This is a genomic window from Clostridium tyrobutyricum DSM 2637 = ATCC 25755 = JCM 11008, from assembly GCF_000359585.1.
Classification (GTDB): domain Bacteria; phylum Bacillota; class Clostridia; order Clostridiales; family Clostridiaceae; genus Clostridium_B; species Clostridium_B tyrobutyricum.
This window is the reverse complement of sequence record NZ_APMH01000001.1, coordinates 121,825-140,269: the sequence shown is the minus strand read 5'-3', so window position 1 is coordinate 140,269 and position 18,445 is coordinate 121,825. Positions and strand designations below refer to the sequence as shown.

Genomic DNA, 18,445 nt, shown 5'->3' with positions numbered 1-18,445 from the left:
TAAAAAAGACTGAACGTAAAAAAATATGTTCAGTCTTTTTTTAAGTAATTATTTATATGGTTTTATAAAAACCACCAGAGCCAAAATGGAAAGCCACCTGGATAATAATAGGGGTAGTCATAACGACGTCTTCTTCTACGTCTCCTTCTGCGTCTTCTGGATCTTGTTAAATTATTAAAATTATCATCGTCGTTGTCAGCTATATCATCACCTTCACATATATCATCTTCGGTATTATCAGTATTTTTATAATCATCGTAAGGCTCATTGTATATGTCATTGTTTGTAAAAGGATAAGGTTGAGGTTGCATTGGTAACATTCCATAAGGTACCATACCGTATCCATAAGGTGTATTGCAATAAGGTGGTATAGGTGGTGCAGTAGGTGCAGTAGGTATATTATTGTAATAATCCATATAGTTGTCATAATTGTAGTCTGTGTTATCGCAGTTGCAATCTTCTGATGTACTTATCGCCTCTGTATTGCAGTTATCATAGTTCTTATTTTCATTTTCTAAACTCATTTTAATCCTCCATAGAATTAACTACATAATAAGTTATGTAATTTAACCTATAAAGGTTACAATTAATTTATTGTTCTGCAAGATCCAATATTTTGACTTTACTAATCTTATTGTATTTTTCCAATGCATTTTCTAAAATTATCATTGAATTTTTAATGTCTTCTATACTTGTACAGTATGAGAATCTAGCTTCATTTTTCCCAAGTCCTCTAGTTGCATAAAATCCTGATGCAGGTGCAAACATTAAAGTATGATTGTTGTAAGAAAAGTCCTCAAGAAGCCATCTGGCAAATTTATCCGAATCATCAACAGGAAGCTTCGCAAGCATATAAAAAGCTCCTTCTGGTTTACTGCATACAACTCCAGGTATATTTGACATGGCAGTATACATTATGTCTCGTCTTTTCTTATATTGCATTTTTACATCTGTAATATAGCTGTTCATGGTATTTATTAAGTTTGAAGCTGCAAATTGTTCTATAGTTGATACGCATAATCTTGCCTGACATAATTTTAATATATTGTGCATCAATTCTTTATTTTTAGAGGCAACAAGACCTATTCTTGCACCACAGGCACTATAATGTTTTGATATGCTGTCTACAAGTATTACCCTGTCCAATATATCAGATAAATGCATACATGAAGTATATGATATATTGTCAAAGATAAATTGTCTATATACTTCATCTGATATAATAAAAAGATCATATTTTTTTGCAATACGTGCCAGCATCTCCAATTCCTCATATGAATAAACTGTTCCCGTAGGATTGCATGGATTTGATATAAGTATACATTTTGTCCTGTTAGTAATTTTAGATTCTATCAAATCCTCTCCTGGAAGGTGAAATTCATTTTCAATTTTTGTTTCAACAGGGACTATTTCAGCTCCAGCTATTTTTGCAAAACTACTGTAATTTGAATAAAATGGTTCAGGGGATATTACTTCATCTCCCGGATCGCATATAGCCATAAGTGCAAATTGAATTGCTTCGCTTCCACCATGAGTTATCATTAATTCATCTTTATCAAAATATATATTTGAATCAGATAATGATTGAATAAAACTTTCTATTAATGAATCTATTCCCTGGGAATCACAGTATTTTACTATATTTTCGTTGTAATTAGTTACCCCTTCAAAAAATGTATCAGGTGTTTTAACATCAGGTTGACCTATATTTAAATGATATACTTTTATACCCCTTTTTTCTGTTTCTTTTGCAAATTTGGATAGTTTCCTTATAGGTGAAAAATCCATATTAGAAATTCTATTTGAAAACTGCATATATATCCTCCTATTAAAATCTTTTATTTACCTCATTAAGTTATATTGTTACACAAATTTATAAATAAAAAAAGAGCCACATATAATATATTTTAATACGGTATTGGTTTGAAATTAATACTTTATTAATACTTTATTATAGGTTATAATATACTACATTTTATAAAGTATGTTATAATTAATTTATAAAAATACTATATCTCGTGTAGGAAAAGGGGTTTTTAATATGAATTTTACATATAAAAATATATCATTAATATGGAAAATTGGACTTGCAATAATTATTGCTTTGGTATTTATACATATACTGCCTTTTGTTATAATTGCAGGAATTGCAATTTGGGGATTAGTAAGATGTATAAATTATTTCAAGAGCAAAAGTAAATTTAGAAAAAGCAAAGAACCTTTCAATAAAAAGGTTATAGATGTAAAATACAGGGAAGTATCAAAATAGATTTTATAGATGTAATTATTAAGGACTGGAACATATAGATATAATCTAATATTGTTCCAGTCCTTGTTAGTCGTGTATTTTTACACCAAGAAGGTCAAGTATGAACATAAATAGTGGAATACCAATCAAAAGTCCCCACATTCCCAATATGTGTTCGGAAACTATTAGTATTACAAAAGTAAAGAAAATTGGTATTTTTATTTTTGAAGACATCAGCTTTGGATTTAGAATATAACTTTCTATACAATGTATTACTGCAACCATAATAAGTACAGATACAACTTTAGCTAAGCCGCCTATGTTAAAAGCTATTAAACAAAGAGGAACTAAAGATATTATTACTCCTGCAACAGGAATTAAGCTAAGTACAAATATCATAAACCCAAGAGTTACAAGCTGTGGAAAGTGTAGAATTGATAAGGTTATTACAGACAGAATAGTGTTTACAAGAGCTATTAATATCTGGGCCTGAATAACTTTACCAAAAGAATTTAGAAAGTTTTTTCCAAAAAACGCCAAATAATTATATATGCCAGATATTTTACTGTACTTAAACTTTTTAATAAATTGCATAACTACTTTTTTTTCAAGTATAAAGAATAAGCTTAACATAATAGATATAAATATATTTACACTCCATTTACCTATTTCAGAAGCTAATTGGAGAGAAACATTAAAGCCTGATTTGATATAACTTTTGATGTCTATCTGACCAAGCATATCCACTATATATTTTTGAATTATCGAATTAGAGTTCCCTGAAAACTTAAATTCTGAAAAACGATCTATAAGGGATTTTGTCTGATTTGCAAGCTGGGGTATGTACTTTACAATTACGAATACTATAAATGAAAATAAAATAGAATATAATACTATTGTCACTATATTTTCCTTTATATGAGTTACATTTTTAAATCTTTTAAGTATCAATACCTGAATACTATTCATTATGTATGCAAATAAAAAGGTTAACAGAAATAAATTGAATACTGATTGAAAGCTATAAAAAAATATTATTATAGCTATAAATAATAATATTCTCTTTGTTGAGTCTTTTGAAAAAAAGTTGATGAGAAAGTCCATGGTATCTCCTTTCGAATAAACTGATAGTATTTATATTATAAGAGATAAAGTATAGCAATTTCAAGACATATCAAAAAAAATAGATATAAATGTTATAAATTTGCTAAAATACATGAAATAAGTTGAAACAGATCATTGACATAGGAACAGGTGTTCGATATAATATATAACATAAGTGAAATGTTTAGGAATATTTTATAAATAAGTTAATATAATTAATCATGGGCATATAATAAAATTGATTTGGAGACGATATTATGGATAAGTATAACCTTTTTGTACGTATAAATTATAGGGCAAATAATATTGGACAGGTTAAAAATAATACTAGAATTAACAACATAAATACAACTTCAAGTAAATATTTAATAGGGAGTGGAATTTTGAACAAAAACGGTGGCAATGTCATATTCACCGCAAAAACTTTAAATGAAGTACAACAAATTACCATGAATAATAATTTTTTAAAAGATAGTACAATGAGTTATAAAGTTGCTATGATACCAAAGGAAATATAAATATTAATTTAATATATTTAAGATAATAAAGGGCTGTGGGTATAATAAAATTATAAACACAGCCCCTTAACTGTAGTTATTTTTATACTATATTAAAAACAATTGACTAATATATATATATAGTGTACTATATATATAGTACAGCAAATCACATATTGATTAAAATGGAGGTGTTATTATGAGCGTTGAATTTGATCCCAACGTACCAATATATAAGCAGATAATGAATATTGTAAAAAGAAAAATAATATCAAATGAAATAAAGCCTGGTGATAAACTTCCGTCCATAAGAGAAATGTCATCAAATCTTAAAGTTAATCCAAACACTATACAGAGAACTTATCAGGAGTTAGAAAGAAGTGGCATTACTTATACCCAACGAGGAATGGGGAATTTTGTTAAGGAGGATATAGATATGGTTGGAAGATTAAAACATGAAATGGCTGAGAAAGTTATAGACAATTTTATAGATGGAATGAAAGACTTAGGATTTTCAGGATCTCAAATATTAAATATAGTTGAAAAAAGAATAGTTGATGTGACTTCAGAAGGTAGGGAGGAAAGATAAATGGATGTAATTTTAAAGAGTTCACAGCTTACAAAGAATTATTTTAGAAAAAAAGCCTTAAATGGATTGGATCTGGAGATAAAAAGTGGAAGAATAGTGGGGCTATTAGGACCTAATGGAAGCGGAAAGACTACATTTTTGAAAATTGCTGCAGGAATATTAAAACAAAGTTCTGGAGAAATACTTATAAATGGTAATAAGCCGGGAGTTATTACAAAATCGGAAGTTTCCTATTTACCGGATAAAGATTATCTGTTTAAATGGATGAAGATAAAAGATGCTTTTAATTTTTTCAACGATATGTATAAAGATTTTAATTATGATAAGGCTTTACAACTTCTTAAATTCATGAATCTGGATATAAATAGTAAAGTAAAATCCCTTTCAAAAGGAATGAGCGAAAAATTATATTTAACACTAGTCCTTTCAAGAAATGCAAAACTGTATATCTTAGATGAGCCTTTAGGCGGAGTTGACCCAACTACAAGAGAGAGAATATTGGATGCAATATTGGATAATTATAGTAAAGACAGTTCTATATTGATTACAACTCATCTTGTAAGTGATATAGAAAGATTATTTGATGATGTAGATTTTATATCAGAAGGAAAGATAATATTATCAGGTGATGCTGAAGAATTAAGATCCAGGAGAGGCAAATCCGTAGATGAAATATACAGGGAGGTATTTAAATAATGTTTGAAATTATAAAATACGATCTTAAAGCTTATTATAAAGATTTTCTTATAATGGTTTGTGCCATGATTCTATTAAATCTGGCCTTGGGTATCAAGGTAAATTCATGGGGAAATGATGCAATACTTGTTATAAGCATGTTAATTAGTTTTGCCGCATCCGTAGTGGTTGTAATATGGAATATAGCGTTATTTGCCAGGGATATTTATGGAGACAGTGGATATCTTCTATTTACTACTCCTAGAAGTGGATCTTCCATACTTGGAAGCAAGATTATAACAGCCATTCTTCAGTGCATTATAATAGGAATAGTAGCAATAATCATAACATTTATATGGACCCAAGTATTAAAGGTTACTTCTGGTTTTGTAGTTGATATGAGAGGTATATTTAATTCCATATTTAATACTTTTAGTGTGAAGTTTATAATATTAGCTATTATTGCTGTAGTAGTAAGCTATATAAGCTTTTTGCTTACGGTGTATTTGGCTGTAACTTTAAGCAAAGTTGCAATTAAGAGTAGAAAAATCGGTAAGCTTGGAAGCTTTATCATATTTATAGTGTTGGTAATAGCTCAGGCAAGAGTAGAGACTTTATTTGCAAAAATATTTCCTCAAACCTTTAAACTGAATGTCTTATCATCTAAAGGAAATTTGAGCATTGCAGAAGTATCAAATGGCTTTGTTGATGTAAATATATCTTTGGTAATCTGTACTGTAGCCATAGTGGCGGCAATGTTTTGTATAGTGGCATATTTACTGGAGAATAAACTGGATCTATAGGCACGATATAAAAAGTGAGTTTTGAAGCTCGCTTTTTATTTTTATGTATGAATATTGATGTATATTCAGAACATGATATAATAAGTATAATATGCATCTATAGGGAGGAATTGTTTTGGATAAGATTGCATTGATAACGGATTCAACTAGTGATTTACCTGAAGACTTAATAGATAAATACAGCATAAATGTAATGCATTATAGAATAATATATAAAAACAGAGAATATATAGATAAAATAAATATAACTCCAGATTATGTATATGAAAATTTGCACAATGAGATACCAACATCATCAATGCCAGCTGTAGATGAGATGGAGAATGTTTTTGATTCATTGGAAAAACAAGGGTATACTCACGCTATAGTTATAACTCTATCAAGTGGACTTACAGGTTTCTATAATGGAATAAAACTTATAAGTGAAAATCATCCTAAAATAAAAACATGTATTTTTGACTCCAAACTTATATCTATGGGAGAAGGAATACTGGTTTTAGAATGTGCTAAACTTATAGAAAAAGGTATGAATTTTGAATATGTAGTAAATAAGTTACCTTATATAAAAAGTAAAATCAGATTGTTTTTCATAGTGAATACTTTGGAATATTTAAAAAAAGGCGGAAGAATAGGAAAGGTTGCAGGTACGATAGGGCAGCTTCTCAATATAAAGCCAATTGTAGCTATAGATAACTCAGATGGAAAATACTATACCTATGACAAAGTACGCGGGCGAAAGAAATCTATAGCAAGAATGGTTGAAATAGCAAATAAAATTTTAGATTCTAACAAGTACAGCATATTTGTAGTAAATGGTGCAGCATTTGATGATTCAAAGAAAGTATTTGAAAAGATAAAAGAACATAAAAATATAGTTTCAGCTAAATTGTGTGGTTCCATAAGCCCAGTTGCAGGGGTTCATAGTGGACCGGGACTAGTTGGTGTAGTAATGTATGAGGAAGAATAATCAACAATGTTTTTCAAGTACCTCTTGAAATAAAAATTTAAGAGGTACTTTAAGCATTTAAAATAGTATATAATGCAATTATGTAGATTAAAGTAAATTTGGATCCTTAACCAGGGAACCTTCTATATATCTGTAAACAATATTTCTGTCATCTCCAGTATATAAAAATCTTTCTAGCCTGTGTTCTATGGAATAGCCAAAACTGTTGAGATCTGAATCGTCTATTATTAGGGCATCAAAGGAATAACTCTTTTCAAAACTTCCAACTTTTCCAAAGAAACTTCCACCAGCTTTTGTAGCCATATAAAAAGCTTCAGATGTAGATAGAAACTTATATTTCTTTTTGGATTGAATCCAGTATAATTTTGAAAGCTGAATAGCATAAACTATACATTTTATCATGGATAAATTGCTTCCACCACTTATATCTGTACCTAGGCAAACAGGAATTTTTAGATCAAGATATTTTCTACAGGGCATTATACCGCTTCCTATATTCATATTTGAAGTTGGACAGTGAACAATCCTTACATTTTTGCTTTTTATAAGTTCAATTTCTTCTTTAGATGAGTATATACAGTGAGCCATTAAAGTAGGAGTAGTACCGAATAATCCAAAACTGTCATAAACATGTCCATAAGATTTGCTTTCAGGGTGTAATTCTTTTACCCAGGCTATTTCATCTACATTTTCAGATAAATGTGATTGCACCGGAAGTGAATATTTTTCAGCTAATTTTCCAAGACCATCCATGAGCTTTTGGGAACAACTTGGAACAAATCTCGGAGTTATTATTGGCCTTACAAGTTTTGACTTTGTACTGCAGTATTTTATAATCTCCTCCGTATCTTTTAAAGATTGTACAGTATCTTCAGTTAATGAGTCAGGAGAATTTCTGTTCATGTTCACTTTTCCTATAAAAGCCGACATACCATAATCATTGAACATGTCTATAAGTAATTTTGTAGCATTTTTATGAATACTTGAAAAAATTACAGACCTAGTAGTACCCTGTTTCCATAATTCTCTTATTAGTTGTTTATATGTATTTTTTGCATAGTTTAAATCACTGAATTTTGATTCTTCAGGAAATGTATATGAATTCAACCAGGGTAGAAGTTCTTTATCAAGACCAATTCCCATATTTCTGTATTGAGGTGCATGTAGGTGAAGATCATTCATACCTGGTATAATCAATTTATTACCAAAATCATGAATTTCTATTCCATTGAACTTTTCATTTAATTTATCTGAAACTTCTTGAATTTTTCCATTTGCAACAACTATATATCCATTCTCAATTATATCAAATTTATTTGGAGTTTTAGTGTATATTATATTCCCCTTAAAAATCTCTGTCATGGTGTTCATCTCCTTAAAGTGAATGCCTTATAATAGTAAAATAACACTAAAACAAGCATTTATCAATAGGATTATCATCATTTATAATCATTTATGATAAAAATAATAAAATAATGATAAAAAATTATTGACACTATTAAATTACATGCATATAATTTATAGTTATAATAGAATAAAAAGAATAGGATGAGATAGCAGTGTATACATTTATACTCAACAATAGAGAAATTAAAACTGAAGCAGATATGAACTTGCTTGAATTTTTACGTGAAAAGCAAAATTTAACATCTGTAAAAAATGGGTGTTCTGAAGGTGCATGTGGAGCTTGTACTATTATAGTAAATGGCAGGACTATGAGAGCATGTGTCTTAACTATAGCCAGAATTCAGGGAAAAAGCATATTGACATTGGAGGGATTGTCCAAACGTGAAAAGGAAGTTTTTGCATATTCATTTGCAGAGGCAGGAGCAGTTCAATGTGGATTTTGCATACCTGGAATGGTAGTAAGTGCCAAGGCGTTAATAGATAAAAACAGCAGTCCTACATCTAAAGATGTAAAGGCAGCAATTAGAGGAAATATATGCAGATGTACTGGATATGTGAAAATAGAGAAGGCAGTACTTATGGCTGCGGAAATTTTAAGGGAGAACAAGGATATTCCTAAAGAGGATGAAAGCGGCATAGTAGGAGAAAGATTTCATAGAATAGATGCTTTTAAAAAGACACTGGGTATAGCAGAGTATACCGATGATATAAAAGTAGATGGAATGTTATACGGATCTGCACTTAGAACAAAGTATCCAAGAGCGTTAATCAAGAAAATAGACATATCTAAAGCATTGGCTCATCCTGATGTTGAAGTTGTGCTTACTGCCAAAGATATTCCCGGAAAAAGATATATAGGTCATCTGGTTCAAGATTGGCCTGCCCTAATTGACATAGGTGAAGAAACCAGATATATAGGCGATGCAATAGCACTTGTGGCGGCAAGAACTAAAGCTGCATTAAAAGAAGGGCTTGAACTTATTGAAGTTGATTATGAGGAGTTAATACCAGTTACAAGCCCTGAAGAAGCTCTAAGGGAGGGTGCACCTAAGATTCATGAGAATGGTAATATATTAGATGAGGAAGTTCTAAAAAGGGGAAATGCAGAAGAGGCTATTAAAAATTCAAAATATGTTGTAACTTATAGATATTCTACACCTTTTACGGAACATGCATTTCTGGAACCTGAATGTGCTATAGGTGTTCCGGATGGTGATGGCATATTTGTATATACTGGTGGACAGAGCGTATATGATGAAAAACGTGAAATAATGAATCTTCTTGGTCTTGAAAAAGATAAAGTTAGAATAAAAAGTGCTTATGTAGGAGGTGGATTTGGCGGAAAAGAAGATATGAGTGTACAGCATCATGCAGCCCTTCTTGCATATAAGGCCAAAAAGCCTGTAAAGGTGACTTTATCTAGAAAAGAAAGTATAAAAGTACATCCTAAAAGGCATGCCATGGAAATGAAATTTACACTTGCATGTGATGAAAATGGCAAACTTACAGGCATGAAAGCGACTATAATATCAGATAGTGGTGCATATGCATCTTTAGGTGGACCTGTACTTCAAAGAGCGTGTACTCATGCGGCTGGACCATATAATTATGAAAATGTAGACATAGTTGGCCGATCAATTTATACTAATAATCCACCTGGCGGAGCATTTAGAGGATTTGGAGTTACTCAATCAGCATTTGCAATAGAATCCAATTTAAATGAATTGGCAAGAAAAGTTGGAATTTCACCATGGAAGATAAGATATATAAATGCAATAGAACCAGGTCAGGTACTGCCAAATGGCCAGATTGCAGATGATGGGACTGCATTTAAGGAAACTTTAATGGCAGTAAAGGAAGAATATTATAAATATGTAAATTCAACAAATGAATATGTAGGAATAGCATCTGCAATGAAAAACAGTGGAGTAGGAGTCGGTGTTCCTGATATTGGAAGATGCAGGCTTACAATACTTGATGGCAAGGTTCATATAAGGAGCAGTGCTGCTTGTATAGGACAGGGAATAGGAACTGTTGAAACTCAGATTTTATGTAAAGCTACAGGCATATCACCTGAACTTGTTGTTGTGGATCAGCCTGATACAGATATTACTCCGGATTCCGGAACTACAACAGCTTCAAGACAAACTGTATTTACAGGAGAAGCAGTACACATAGTTTCAAAAAAATTAAAAAGTGCACTTAAAGGCAAAAATCTTGAAGATCTTGAAGGAAGGGATTTTTATGGAGAATATTCCTTTAAGACAGATCCAATTGGATCAACCAAGCCAAATCCAGTAAGTCATATAGCCTATGGATTTGCTACACAGCTTGTAGTATTGGATGAAAAAGGATTGTTGAAAAAGGTTATAGCCTCTCATGATATAGGAAGGGCAATAAATCCTACTACTGTTGAGGGACAGATAGAAGGTGGAGTAGTTATGGGACTTGGATATGCATTAACTGAAGATTATCCATTAAAGAAGTGTATACCTGCTGCCAAGTTCGGGACACTGGGCCTCTTTAGATCCGTAAATGTTCCGGAAATACAATCTGTTATAATAGGGAAAAATACAAGTGATCTTGCCTATGGAGCTAAAGGAGTCGGAGAGATAGTATGCGTTCCTACAGCACCGGCAGTTCAGCAGGCTTATTATGAATTTGATGGTATATTTAGAACAAAACTTCCACTAGATAACACTGCTTATAGAAAATCTAAAAATGCGAGAAGGTGAAAATATGTCGGATAAGAATTCTTGTGAATTTACATGCGGCGGTGGATGTACTGCAAAACTTGGAGCAGGTTTTCTGAAGCATGTTCTTGAAAGTTTGCCTGAAAGTAGACACGATCCAAATTTGCTCATAGGTTTTCAAAGTTCTGATGATGCAGCAGTATATAAAATAACAGATGATATTGCAATAATACAAACACTGGATTTTTTCCCACCTGTAGTAGAGGATCCGTATACATTTGGAAAGATAGCTGCAGCAAATGCATTAAGTGACATATATGCCATGGGTGGCAATGTAAAAACTGCGTTGAATATTGTCTGTTTTCCAGAAAAGTTGGATTCTTCAATACTTGCAGACATATTGAGGGGAGGAGCAGAAAAAGTATATGAAGCAGGTGGAATAGTATGTGGAGGACACTCTATAAATGATAGTGAGTGCAAATATGGACTTTCTGTAACAGGTATAGTAAATCCTAAAAATATACTTCCAAACAACAATTGTAAAATTGGTGATAAACTCATACTTACAAAGCCTCTTGGAGTTGGAATAATAACCACTGCAAATAGAGTAGGTGAGGCAAGTACAAAAGCTTATGAAAAGGCAGTAAAATCCATGGAGACTTTAAATAAATATGCATCTGAAATAATAAAGAGGTATGAAGTCAATGCTTGTACCGATGTAACTGGATTTGGATTTTTAGGGCATTTAAACGAAATGACCAGAGAGAATTATACTATGCTTATAGAGGCGGATAGTATTCCATATATAACAGAAGCTTATGATTATGCAAAAGAATTTCTTATAACTGCAGGAGGACAGAAAAATAGAAATCATCTCAAAGATAAAGTAAAAATGGAAAATATAGAATTTGCACTTCAGGAAATACTATTTGACCCTCAGACTTCAGGGGGTTTTATAATAAGTGTAAATAAAGATGATGCACATAATTTACTGAACGAATTAAATAATCTTCATATAAAATCTAATATTGTAGGAGAGGTAACAGAAAGAACGAATTATAATATAGTTGTAAAATAAACTTATTGTGGAAAAGTCAGGAGGAAATTATGATAGAAGTCAATGCACTGGGAGATGTATGTCCTGTACCTGTAATAAAAGCCAGGAAAGCTCTAAAACAAATAGAAAATGATGGAGCAGTACTTGTTATTGTAGATAATGAAATTTCAAGAGAAAACTTAGAGAAGATGGCTTCTGAGATGGGATATAAATATATTACCAATGAAGTAAATAAAGATAGATATGAAGTAAAGATTATAAAGGGAAAACACAACATTGAGCCTTCAGAACCTCATAAAGCTCTAAAAATTAAGCATGGATCTGAAGAAGAAAATATAGCCATGGTTATTTCATCTGATAGAATGGGAGAAGGAAGTCAGGAGTTAGGTGAAATTTTAATGAAGGCATTTATATATGCTGTTACAGAGTCTGAAAAATTGCCTGATACAATAATTTTTTATAACGGCGGGGCAAAACTGACTGCCAAAGGTTCTCCAGTAGTTGAACACCTGCAAACTTTAAATACAAAAGGTGTGGAAATTTTGACATGTGGAACGTGTTCAAATTATTACAATTTAACAGATAATCTTGCAGTAGGTGAATTAACCAATATGTATAATATATATGAGAAGATAGCGGATGCGGACAAAATAATAAAGCCATAGCTGAGGTTACTGATATTATGGAGATTAAAAAAGTTTTTGAAATAGACAGGGGTGATATTGTATCTATTGTTGGATCAGGGGGCAAGACTACTCTGATGTTCCTTCTTGCTAGGGAAGTCAGTTGTAATAATAAGGTACTTGTAACTACTACCACAAAGATATATGTTCCCCATATTAATCAGTTTGATTTTATATGTTGCAATACAGGAAAATATACTTTATACAATAATTTGAAATGCAATGGTATTTATGTATATGGAAGTTTTGTAAATAATGAAAGAAAGCTAATAGGTATCGAACCTTATATATTGGAAAAGCAGCTTAAGTATTTTGATTATGTATTTGTTGAAGCCGATGGTTCCAAGAAAAAGCCAATTAAAGGCTGGAAGGCCAATGAGCCTGTTATATTGAACAATACTAGCAAAACTATAGGAATTGTTCCTATAGATGTGCTTGGTAAAATAGTAAATGAAGATAATGTGCATGGTCTGGAAGAATTTATGAGTATTACTGGTTCAAATTTGGGTGATATTATAAATGAACACCATATTATCTCCCTTGTATTTAATAAAAAAGGACTATTTAAAAACTCACGAGGACAAAGAATACTGTTTATAAATAGACTTGATAAGGATAGAGATATTTTTACATCTCAAAAATTAATACAGAATATTTCAAAAGTCAATAGAGGATATATATATAAGATTATAAGTGGAAGTTTAAAGGAAGGGTATTTAAAATGATAAGTGCTATAATTATGGCATCAGGTTTTGGTAGAAGAATGGGAATAAACAAGCTCTTTTTACCTTACAAGGGAAAATACCTAGTAGAACATATTATAGAAGTAGTTTCAAAATATAATTTTTATGAAAAGGTAATTGTAGCAAGGGATGATATTATACTTGAATTGGGAAAACAAAAAGGGCTTTTGGGTATAAAAAATAATAGAGCTCATATTGGGCAGAGTGAGTCAATAAAATTAGCACTTAAATATGCTCAAAAAACTGAAGGTTACATGTTCTTTACAGCAGATCAGCCATTTATAGATATACAGACTATAAATCTTCTTGTATATAGTTTTAATGTAAATAACCAAAATATAATTGTCCCTAAGTATGGCAATAGAAGAGGAAGTCCTGTAATTTTCCCTTTAAGATTTGTAGATGAGCTTAAGAGTCTTGAAGGAGATGTGGGTGGTGGAAAAGTTATGAATTGTCATAGAGAAGATATAACCTTTGTGGAGTTGAAAAATGGAATTTCATTAATGGATGTAGATACAAAAGAAGACTATAGAAGACTGATAGTTGTGAAGGAATGATTGGATATGAACAAAGATACTGTCATAGTAAGGGGCGGTGGAGATGTTGCCTCTGGAGCTATACAAAAACTACATAGAAGTGGATTCAAAGTATTAATACTGGAAATAGAAAATCCTACATCTATTAGGCGTAAGGTAAGCTTCAGCGAAGCAATATACGATCAAAATATAGAAATTGAAAATATAAAAGCCTCACATGTAGACAGCTTGGATGCAGTACATGAATGCTGGAATAATGAGAAAATACCTGTTGTTGTAGATCCTGATGGGATTTATATAGGATTGTTGAAACCTGAAATAGTAGTAGATGGAATACTTGCAAAGAAAAATCTAGGTACAAATATGGGAATGGCTCCTATAACTATAGCGCTTGGACCGGGATTTGAAGCGGGAAAAGATGTAAATGCAGTTATAGAGACAAATAGAGGTCATAATTTGGGAAGGCTTATATTTAAAGGAAAAGCAGCAGATGATACTGGAGTGCCTGGAGTTATAGCGGGATACTCCAAGGAGAGGGTAATATATAGTCCATATAGTGGTATTATAAATAATATAAAAGATATAGGAGATACAGTTAAATCAGGTGAAACAATTGCACACATAGGATGTTTTAGAGTCAAGGCTAATATAAGTGGCGTTTTAAGAGGAATCATAAGGGACAGAACAACAGTAAAAAAAGGACTCAAAATTGCAGATGTAGATCCTAGAATAAGCGAGAAAAAAAACTGTTTTACTATTTCAGATAAAGCAAGAAATATAGGCGGCGGAGTATTGGAAGCCATTATGTATATAAGAAGAATATAAAAATACACAATCAGAATATGCTGATTGTGTATTTTTATATTATCTAACTGATTTTTGTCTTAGAGTTTTTATCCTGATATTCTTTTTTGTATTCCTTGAAGGAATATGTTTTGGCCCTATTTATGACATATATTCCATATAGTATGGTAAGTGCCGCTGCACCAAAAGATACTACATTGACCATGGTAGGAGACAGCAGGTTATGGGTTAACCTGTCCTCAAATATCATCTTGAAAGATGTATGGGCAAGTACTGCAGCACCTATATATGTAACTATAGGGTATTTCTTCATAAGATTTGCAACTAATTGACTCCCAAAGAAAATAATAGGTATGTTTAATATGAGGCCAAATATTATGAGCAGGTCGTGTCCTTCCGCAACACTTGCAATAGCAAGTACATTATCTAAACTCATAGTGGCATCTGCTGCAACTATACTTAAAACTGCCCCCCAAAATTTATTGGAATTATGTACATTTACATCTTCTTCTTTTTTATTGGGCTTTATAAAATCGAAAGTTATTTTTACAAGTATGATTCCACCTATTAGTCTTATTGGAAGCCATTCTACCATAAGAATATAAGTTACGAGACAGGCAAATATAATCCTTAAAACTACTGCAGCAATTACTCCTATTAAAGAAGCTGATTTTGCATGCTTTTTTGGTAGGTTTCTGGTAGCTAGTGCGATAACCCCAATATTATCTCCACTTAGCACTATATCCAAAAGGGTGATTTGTAGAGCCTTTATTACAAAAGGCATCAGGTTTTCCATATTTTTATCTCCTTTGATTTATATTATATACGTATTTTAAAAATCTATATAATAGTTTATCACAAATTTTGCCGAACATAAAGCTTGTAATCTTATAATATAGTTATAATACATAGTATATAAGTTTTTGCATACCATGTATTCTTATTAATACTGATATTACATATATATTTCAATTTGATTGATTTATACATGTGTTTTTAATTATATATTACAATTTTAATGTCCTCTTATTGTACACTTTTAGTATAAATTGTGCTAAAATAATCCTAAATAAAATTATTTTGGAGTTGTTTTTAAATGGACTTGAAATTTATTGAAAAAACTAAATCTGAAACGCACGTAGAAAAGCCTAGAATGTATAAGGTTGTTATATATAATGATGATTATACTACTATGAATTTTGTAGTTAAAGTTTTGGTGTGTATATTTAAAAAACAGAGAGATGAAGCTAATAAAATAATGTATACTGTACATAGGAAAGGAATGGGAATTGCGGGGGTTTACTGCTATGATATAGCTGCAACTAAAATGTCTCAGGCAATAAGAATGGCAAAGAACAGTGGCTTTCCACTAAAATTTAGTATGGAAGAGGATTAGATATGAAATTAGATAAAATAGTAAATGAGATTATAAGTGCTGCCTATGATGAAGCTAAGTACCATAAGCATGAATATTTTACCCCTGAACATATATTATATGCGTCATTGTTTTTCCTTGAGGGAATTGATATTATAGAAGGTTGTGGTGGAAATATTCAGGATATAAAAAGAGATCTTATGAATTATTTTAGTGAGCATATAGGTACTGTTGAAAAAAGAGAGCCTGTAGAAACCATATCTCTTCAAAATATACTTACATCTGCAGGTGACTATGTGCTGTCGGCGGAAAAAGATGTTATAAGACTGGGAGATATTTTTATATCAATATATGATGAAGAAAAGAGCTTTGCCAGCTATTTTTTAAAAAAACAGGGTATAAAGAGAATGGATATGCTAAATTACATAACTCACGGCATTTCTGAAAATAATATTGGATATGGTGATAATTATGAGTCAAAAAATAATAGTATAGAGGAATTTGCAGTAGAACTTACCGGAAAGGAAATAATTAGAAACACTGATCTGCTGATTGGAAGAGAGGATATAATGGATAGGACAATGCAGGTCTTAACTAGGAGAACCAAAAACAATCCAATCCATGTAGGTGAACCGGGGGTAGGTAAGACAGCTATTACTGAAGGACTTGCCAGATTAATTGTAGAAGGTCAAGTACCTAAAATGCTAAGACAAAGTAAAATATATTCTCTTGATATGGGTTCAATGCTTGCAGGAACTAAATACAGAGGGGATTTTGAAGAGAGGATAAAAAAGGTATTGAAGACCATAGAGAAAGAAGATCATCCAATAGTATACATAGATGAAATTCACACTATAATTGGAGCTGGATCTGTGTCGGGAAATTCTCTCGATGCCGCCAATATATTAAAGCCATTTTTAACTAGTGGTAAAATTAAATTTATAGGTTCAACTACTTATGATGAGTATAAGAAAATATTTGAGAAAGATAGGGCACTTTCCAGAAGATTTCAGAAAATAGAAGTTCCGGAACCTTCAAAGGAGCAAGCTTGTAAAATGCTCAAGGGGATAAAGCTGCAATATGAAAAATTTCATAATGTAGTTTATAGCGATGAAGCCATTGAGTCTTCAGTAGAACTTTCATCCAAGTATATAAATGACAGGTACCTTCCAGATAAGGCAATTGATATAATTGATGAAACTGCATCTTATAGTAGATTGCATTCCAATAGTGATGATACAATATTAATTTCAAAAGAGGATATAGAAAAGACTGTTTCAACTATTGCAAAAGTACCTATGAACAGCATATCAAAAGATGAAACATATATTTTAAAAAATCTGGATGTAAGCCTTAAGAACAAAATATTTGGTCAGGATAAAGCTGTAGATTCTATAGTAAGAGCTATAAAAACATCGAGGGCTGGATTCAATCGGGAAAACAGGACTATGGCAAATCTTTTGTTTGTTGGACCTACAGGAGTAGGAAAGACAGAAATAACCAGGCAGTTGGCAAATATAATGGGAATTTCACTAATCAGATTTGATATGAGTGAGTATCAGGAAAAGCATACTGTTGCCAGACTTATAGGATCTCCACCTGGATATGTAGGTTATGAAGAAGGTGGTCTTTTAACTGATTCTATAAAGAAGACACCATATTGTGTACTGCTTTTGGATGAAATTGAAAAAGCACACCCTGATGTATTAAATGTACTTTTGCAGTTGATGGACTATGCAACACTTACAGATAATACAGGTAGAAAAACAGATTTTAAGAATGTAATACTTATAATGACATCAAATGCAGGCGCAAGGTCTATGGGAAAATCACTTGTTGGATTTGGCAATAGAACTGTGAAAAAGGATGCTGTAGATACAGCTGTAAACAGAATATTCTCTCCTGAATTCAGAAATAGACTTGATGATATTATTGTATTTAATTCCATTGACAAGGATATGGCTATTTTGATAGCCCGAAAAGTGTTGAAGGAATTTAAGGACCAACTTGAGTCTAAACATATAAAAATAAAAGTTACTGAAAAGTGTTATGAATTTCTGGCTGAAAAAGGTATGTTTGAAGAATATGGAGCAAGAGAAATAATAAGAATTGTAAATCAGTATATAAAACCGTATTTTGTAGATAAAGTATTATTTGGTAATGGAAATGAGGATAAAATTAATACTATAGACGTAAAAGATGAAAAAATAGCCATTGTATGATAGACTTAGTTAAACAATTACGAGGTGATCTAAAATATTAAA

At 31.4% G+C, this 18,445-nt stretch carries 19 protein-coding genes; 14 read left to right on the top strand and 5 right to left on the bottom strand.

Annotation, left to right across the window (positions count from 1 at the left end):
- Positions 1–62 precede the first annotated feature (62 nt).
- Complete coding sequence (locus J418_RS0100705) at positions 63–524, bottom strand: hypothetical protein (RefSeq protein ID WP_017751101.1); 462 nt, start codon at positions 522–524, stop codon at positions 63–65.
- Between the two features lie 67 nt (positions 525–591).
- A complete protein-coding gene (locus J418_RS0100700) occupies positions 592–1,815 on the bottom strand; it encodes a pyridoxal phosphate-dependent aminotransferase (protein WP_017751102.1) in 1,224 nt (407 codons plus the stop codon).
- Positions 1,816–2,041: 226 nt separating this feature from the next.
- Here J418_RS0100700 and J418_RS0100695 point away from each other — a divergent pair, with 226 nt between their 5' ends.
- Positions 2,042–2,269, top strand: a complete 228-nt coding sequence (locus J418_RS0100695) for a hypothetical protein (protein ID WP_017752126.1) — start codon at positions 2,042–2,044, stop codon at positions 2,267–2,269.
- A 66-nt stretch (positions 2,270–2,335) separates the two neighbouring features.
- On the opposite strand, the gene J418_RS0100690 is transcribed toward J418_RS0100695, so the two are convergent.
- Positions 2,336–3,352: an AI-2E family transporter gene (locus J418_RS0100690; RefSeq protein WP_017894574.1), complete on the bottom strand. Its 1,017-nt coding sequence runs from the start codon at positions 3,350–3,352 to the stop codon at positions 2,336–2,338.
- Between the two features lie 257 nt (positions 3,353–3,609).
- Between J418_RS0100690 and J418_RS0100685 the strand changes: the two genes are divergently transcribed.
- The 5 genes from J418_RS0100685 (at position 3,610) to J418_RS0100665 (ending at position 6,883) form a co-directional block, all read left to right on the top strand.
- Positions 3,610–3,870, top strand: coding sequence for a hypothetical protein (locus J418_RS0100685; RefSeq protein ID WP_017752128.1), 261 nt, complete (start codon positions 3,610–3,612; stop codon positions 3,868–3,870).
- Between the two features lie 178 nt (positions 3,871–4,048).
- Positions 4,049–4,438, top strand: a complete 390-nt coding sequence (locus J418_RS0100680) for a GntR family transcriptional regulator (protein ID WP_017894573.1) — start codon at positions 4,049–4,051, stop codon at positions 4,436–4,438.
- A complete protein-coding gene (locus tag J418_RS0100675) occupies positions 4,439–5,134 on the top strand; it encodes an ABC transporter ATP-binding protein (RefSeq protein WP_017752130.1) in 696 nt (231 codons plus the stop codon).
- A complete protein-coding gene (locus J418_RS0100670) occupies positions 5,134–5,916 on the top strand; it encodes a hypothetical protein (RefSeq protein WP_017752131.1) in 783 nt (260 codons plus the stop codon). The genes J418_RS0100675 and J418_RS0100670 overlap by 1 nt, the downstream gene beginning before the upstream one ends.
- 115 nt (positions 5,917–6,031) lie before the next feature.
- Positions 6,032–6,883: a DegV family protein gene (locus tag J418_RS0100665; protein WP_017752132.1), complete on the top strand. Its 852-nt coding sequence runs from the start codon at positions 6,032–6,034 to the stop codon at positions 6,881–6,883.
- 87 nt (positions 6,884–6,970) lie between these two features.
- Here J418_RS0100665 and guaD read toward each other — a convergent pair whose 3' ends face one another.
- Positions 6,971–8,245 (bottom strand): guanine deaminase, encoded by a 1,275-nt coding sequence (gene guaD, locus J418_RS0100660; RefSeq protein WP_017894572.1) that lies wholly within the window; start codon positions 8,243–8,245, stop codon positions 6,971–6,973.
- Between the two features lie 197 nt (positions 8,246–8,442).
- Between guaD and xdh the strand changes: the two genes are divergently transcribed.
- The 6 genes from xdh to yqeB are packed head-to-tail and all read left to right on the top strand — an operon-like array spanning position 8,443 to position 14,827.
- The gene (gene xdh / locus J418_RS0100655; RefSeq protein WP_017894571.1) at positions 8,443–11,025 is read left to right on the top strand and encodes a selenium-dependent xanthine dehydrogenase; all 2,583 of its coding nucleotides are present in this window, start codon (positions 8,443–8,445) and stop codon (positions 11,023–11,025) included.
- A 4-nt stretch (positions 11,026–11,029) separates the two neighbouring features.
- Positions 11,030–12,061, top strand: coding sequence for a selenide, water dikinase SelD (gene selD / locus J418_RS0100650; protein WP_017752135.1), 1,032 nt, complete (start codon positions 11,030–11,032; stop codon positions 12,059–12,061).
- A gap of 29 nt (positions 12,062–12,090) precedes the next feature.
- Positions 12,091–12,705: a sulfurtransferase-like selenium metabolism protein YedF gene (gene yedF / locus J418_RS0100645; RefSeq protein WP_017752136.1), complete on the top strand. Its 615-nt coding sequence runs from the start codon at positions 12,091–12,093 to the stop codon at positions 12,703–12,705.
- Positions 12,706–12,722: 17 nt separating this feature from the next.
- A complete protein-coding gene (gene yqeC / locus J418_RS0100640) occupies positions 12,723–13,448 on the top strand; it encodes a selenium cofactor biosynthesis protein YqeC (RefSeq protein WP_017894570.1) in 726 nt (241 codons plus the stop codon).
- The gene (gene mocA / locus J418_RS0100635) at positions 13,445–14,023 is read left to right on the top strand and encodes a molybdenum cofactor cytidylyltransferase (protein ID WP_017752138.1); all 579 of its coding nucleotides are present in this window, start codon (positions 13,445–13,447) and stop codon (positions 14,021–14,023) included. Before yqeC ends, mocA begins: the two co-directional genes overlap by 4 nt.
- Positions 14,024–14,029: 6 nt before the next feature.
- On the top strand, positions 14,030–14,827 hold the full coding sequence (gene yqeB / locus J418_RS0100630) for a selenium-dependent molybdenum cofactor biosynthesis protein YqeB (protein ID WP_026093925.1): 798 nt from the start codon (positions 14,030–14,032) through the stop codon (positions 14,825–14,827).
- Positions 14,828–14,870: 43 nt separating this feature from the next.
- Here the strand turns inward: yqeB and J418_RS0100625 are convergent, their stop codons facing one another.
- Positions 14,871–15,602 (bottom strand): TerC family protein, encoded by a 732-nt coding sequence (locus tag J418_RS0100625; protein ID WP_017752140.1) that lies wholly within the window; start codon positions 15,600–15,602, stop codon positions 14,871–14,873.
- Positions 15,603–15,902: 300 nt separating this feature from the next.
- Here J418_RS0100625 and J418_RS0100620 point away from each other — a divergent pair, with 300 nt between their 5' ends.
- Positions 15,903–16,202, top strand: coding sequence for an ATP-dependent Clp protease adaptor ClpS (locus J418_RS0100620; RefSeq protein ID WP_017752141.1), 300 nt, complete (start codon positions 15,903–15,905; stop codon positions 16,200–16,202).
- 2 nt (positions 16,203–16,204) lie between these two features.
- Entirely contained in the window at positions 16,205–18,403 is a 2,199-nt protein-coding gene (gene clpA / locus J418_RS0100615; protein ID WP_017894569.1) for an ATP-dependent Clp protease ATP-binding subunit ClpA, read from the top strand.
- Positions 18,404–18,445: the final 42 nt, after the last annotated feature.

What these genes read in the sequence shown, in the direction of transcription:
- J418_RS0100705 (WP_017751101.1), bottom strand. Translation starts at nt 524, where the DNA reads ATGAGTTTAGAAAATGAAAATAAGAACTATGATAACTGCAATACAGAG.
- J418_RS0100700 (WP_017751102.1), bottom strand. Translation starts at nt 1,815, where the DNA reads ATGCAGTTTTCAAATAGAATTTCTAATATGGATTTTTCACCTATAAGG.
- J418_RS0100695 (WP_017752126.1), top strand. Translation starts at nt 2,042, where the DNA reads ATGAATTTTACATATAAAAATATATCATTAATATGGAAAATTGGACTT.
- J418_RS0100690 (WP_017894574.1), bottom strand. Translation starts at nt 3,352, where the DNA reads ATGGACTTTCTCATCAACTTTTTTTCAAAAGACTCAACAAAGAGAATA.
- J418_RS0100685 (WP_017752128.1), top strand. Translation starts at nt 3,610, where the DNA reads ATGGATAAGTATAACCTTTTTGTACGTATAAATTATAGGGCAAATAAT.
- J418_RS0100680 (WP_017894573.1), top strand. Translation starts at nt 4,049, where the DNA reads ATGAGCGTTGAATTTGATCCCAACGTACCAATATATAAGCAGATAATG.
- J418_RS0100675 (WP_017752130.1), top strand. Translation starts at nt 4,439, where the DNA reads ATGGATGTAATTTTAAAGAGTTCACAGCTTACAAAGAATTATTTTAGA.
- J418_RS0100670 (WP_017752131.1), top strand. Translation starts at nt 5,134, where the DNA reads ATGTTTGAAATTATAAAATACGATCTTAAAGCTTATTATAAAGATTTT.
- guaD (WP_017894572.1), bottom strand. Translation starts at nt 8,245, where the DNA reads ATGACAGAGATTTTTAAGGGGAATATAATATACACTAAAACTCCAAAT.
- selD (WP_017752135.1), top strand. Translation starts at nt 11,030, where the DNA reads ATGTCGGATAAGAATTCTTGTGAATTTACATGCGGCGGTGGATGTACT.
- yedF (WP_017752136.1), top strand. Translation starts at nt 12,091, where the DNA reads ATGATAGAAGTCAATGCACTGGGAGATGTATGTCCTGTACCTGTAATA.
- yqeC (WP_017894570.1), top strand. Translation starts at nt 12,723, where the DNA reads ATGGAGATTAAAAAAGTTTTTGAAATAGACAGGGGTGATATTGTATCT.
- mocA (WP_017752138.1), top strand. Translation starts at nt 13,445, where the DNA reads ATGATAAGTGCTATAATTATGGCATCAGGTTTTGGTAGAAGAATGGGA.
- yqeB (WP_026093925.1), top strand. Translation starts at nt 14,030, where the DNA reads ATGAACAAAGATACTGTCATAGTAAGGGGCGGTGGAGATGTTGCCTCT.
- J418_RS0100625 (WP_017752140.1), bottom strand. Translation starts at nt 15,602, where the DNA reads ATGGAAAACCTGATGCCTTTTGTAATAAAGGCTCTACAAATCACCCTT.
- J418_RS0100620 (WP_017752141.1), top strand. Translation starts at nt 15,903, where the DNA reads ATGGACTTGAAATTTATTGAAAAAACTAAATCTGAAACGCACGTAGAA.
- clpA (WP_017894569.1), top strand. Translation starts at nt 16,205, where the DNA reads ATGAAATTAGATAAAATAGTAAATGAGATTATAAGTGCTGCCTATGAT.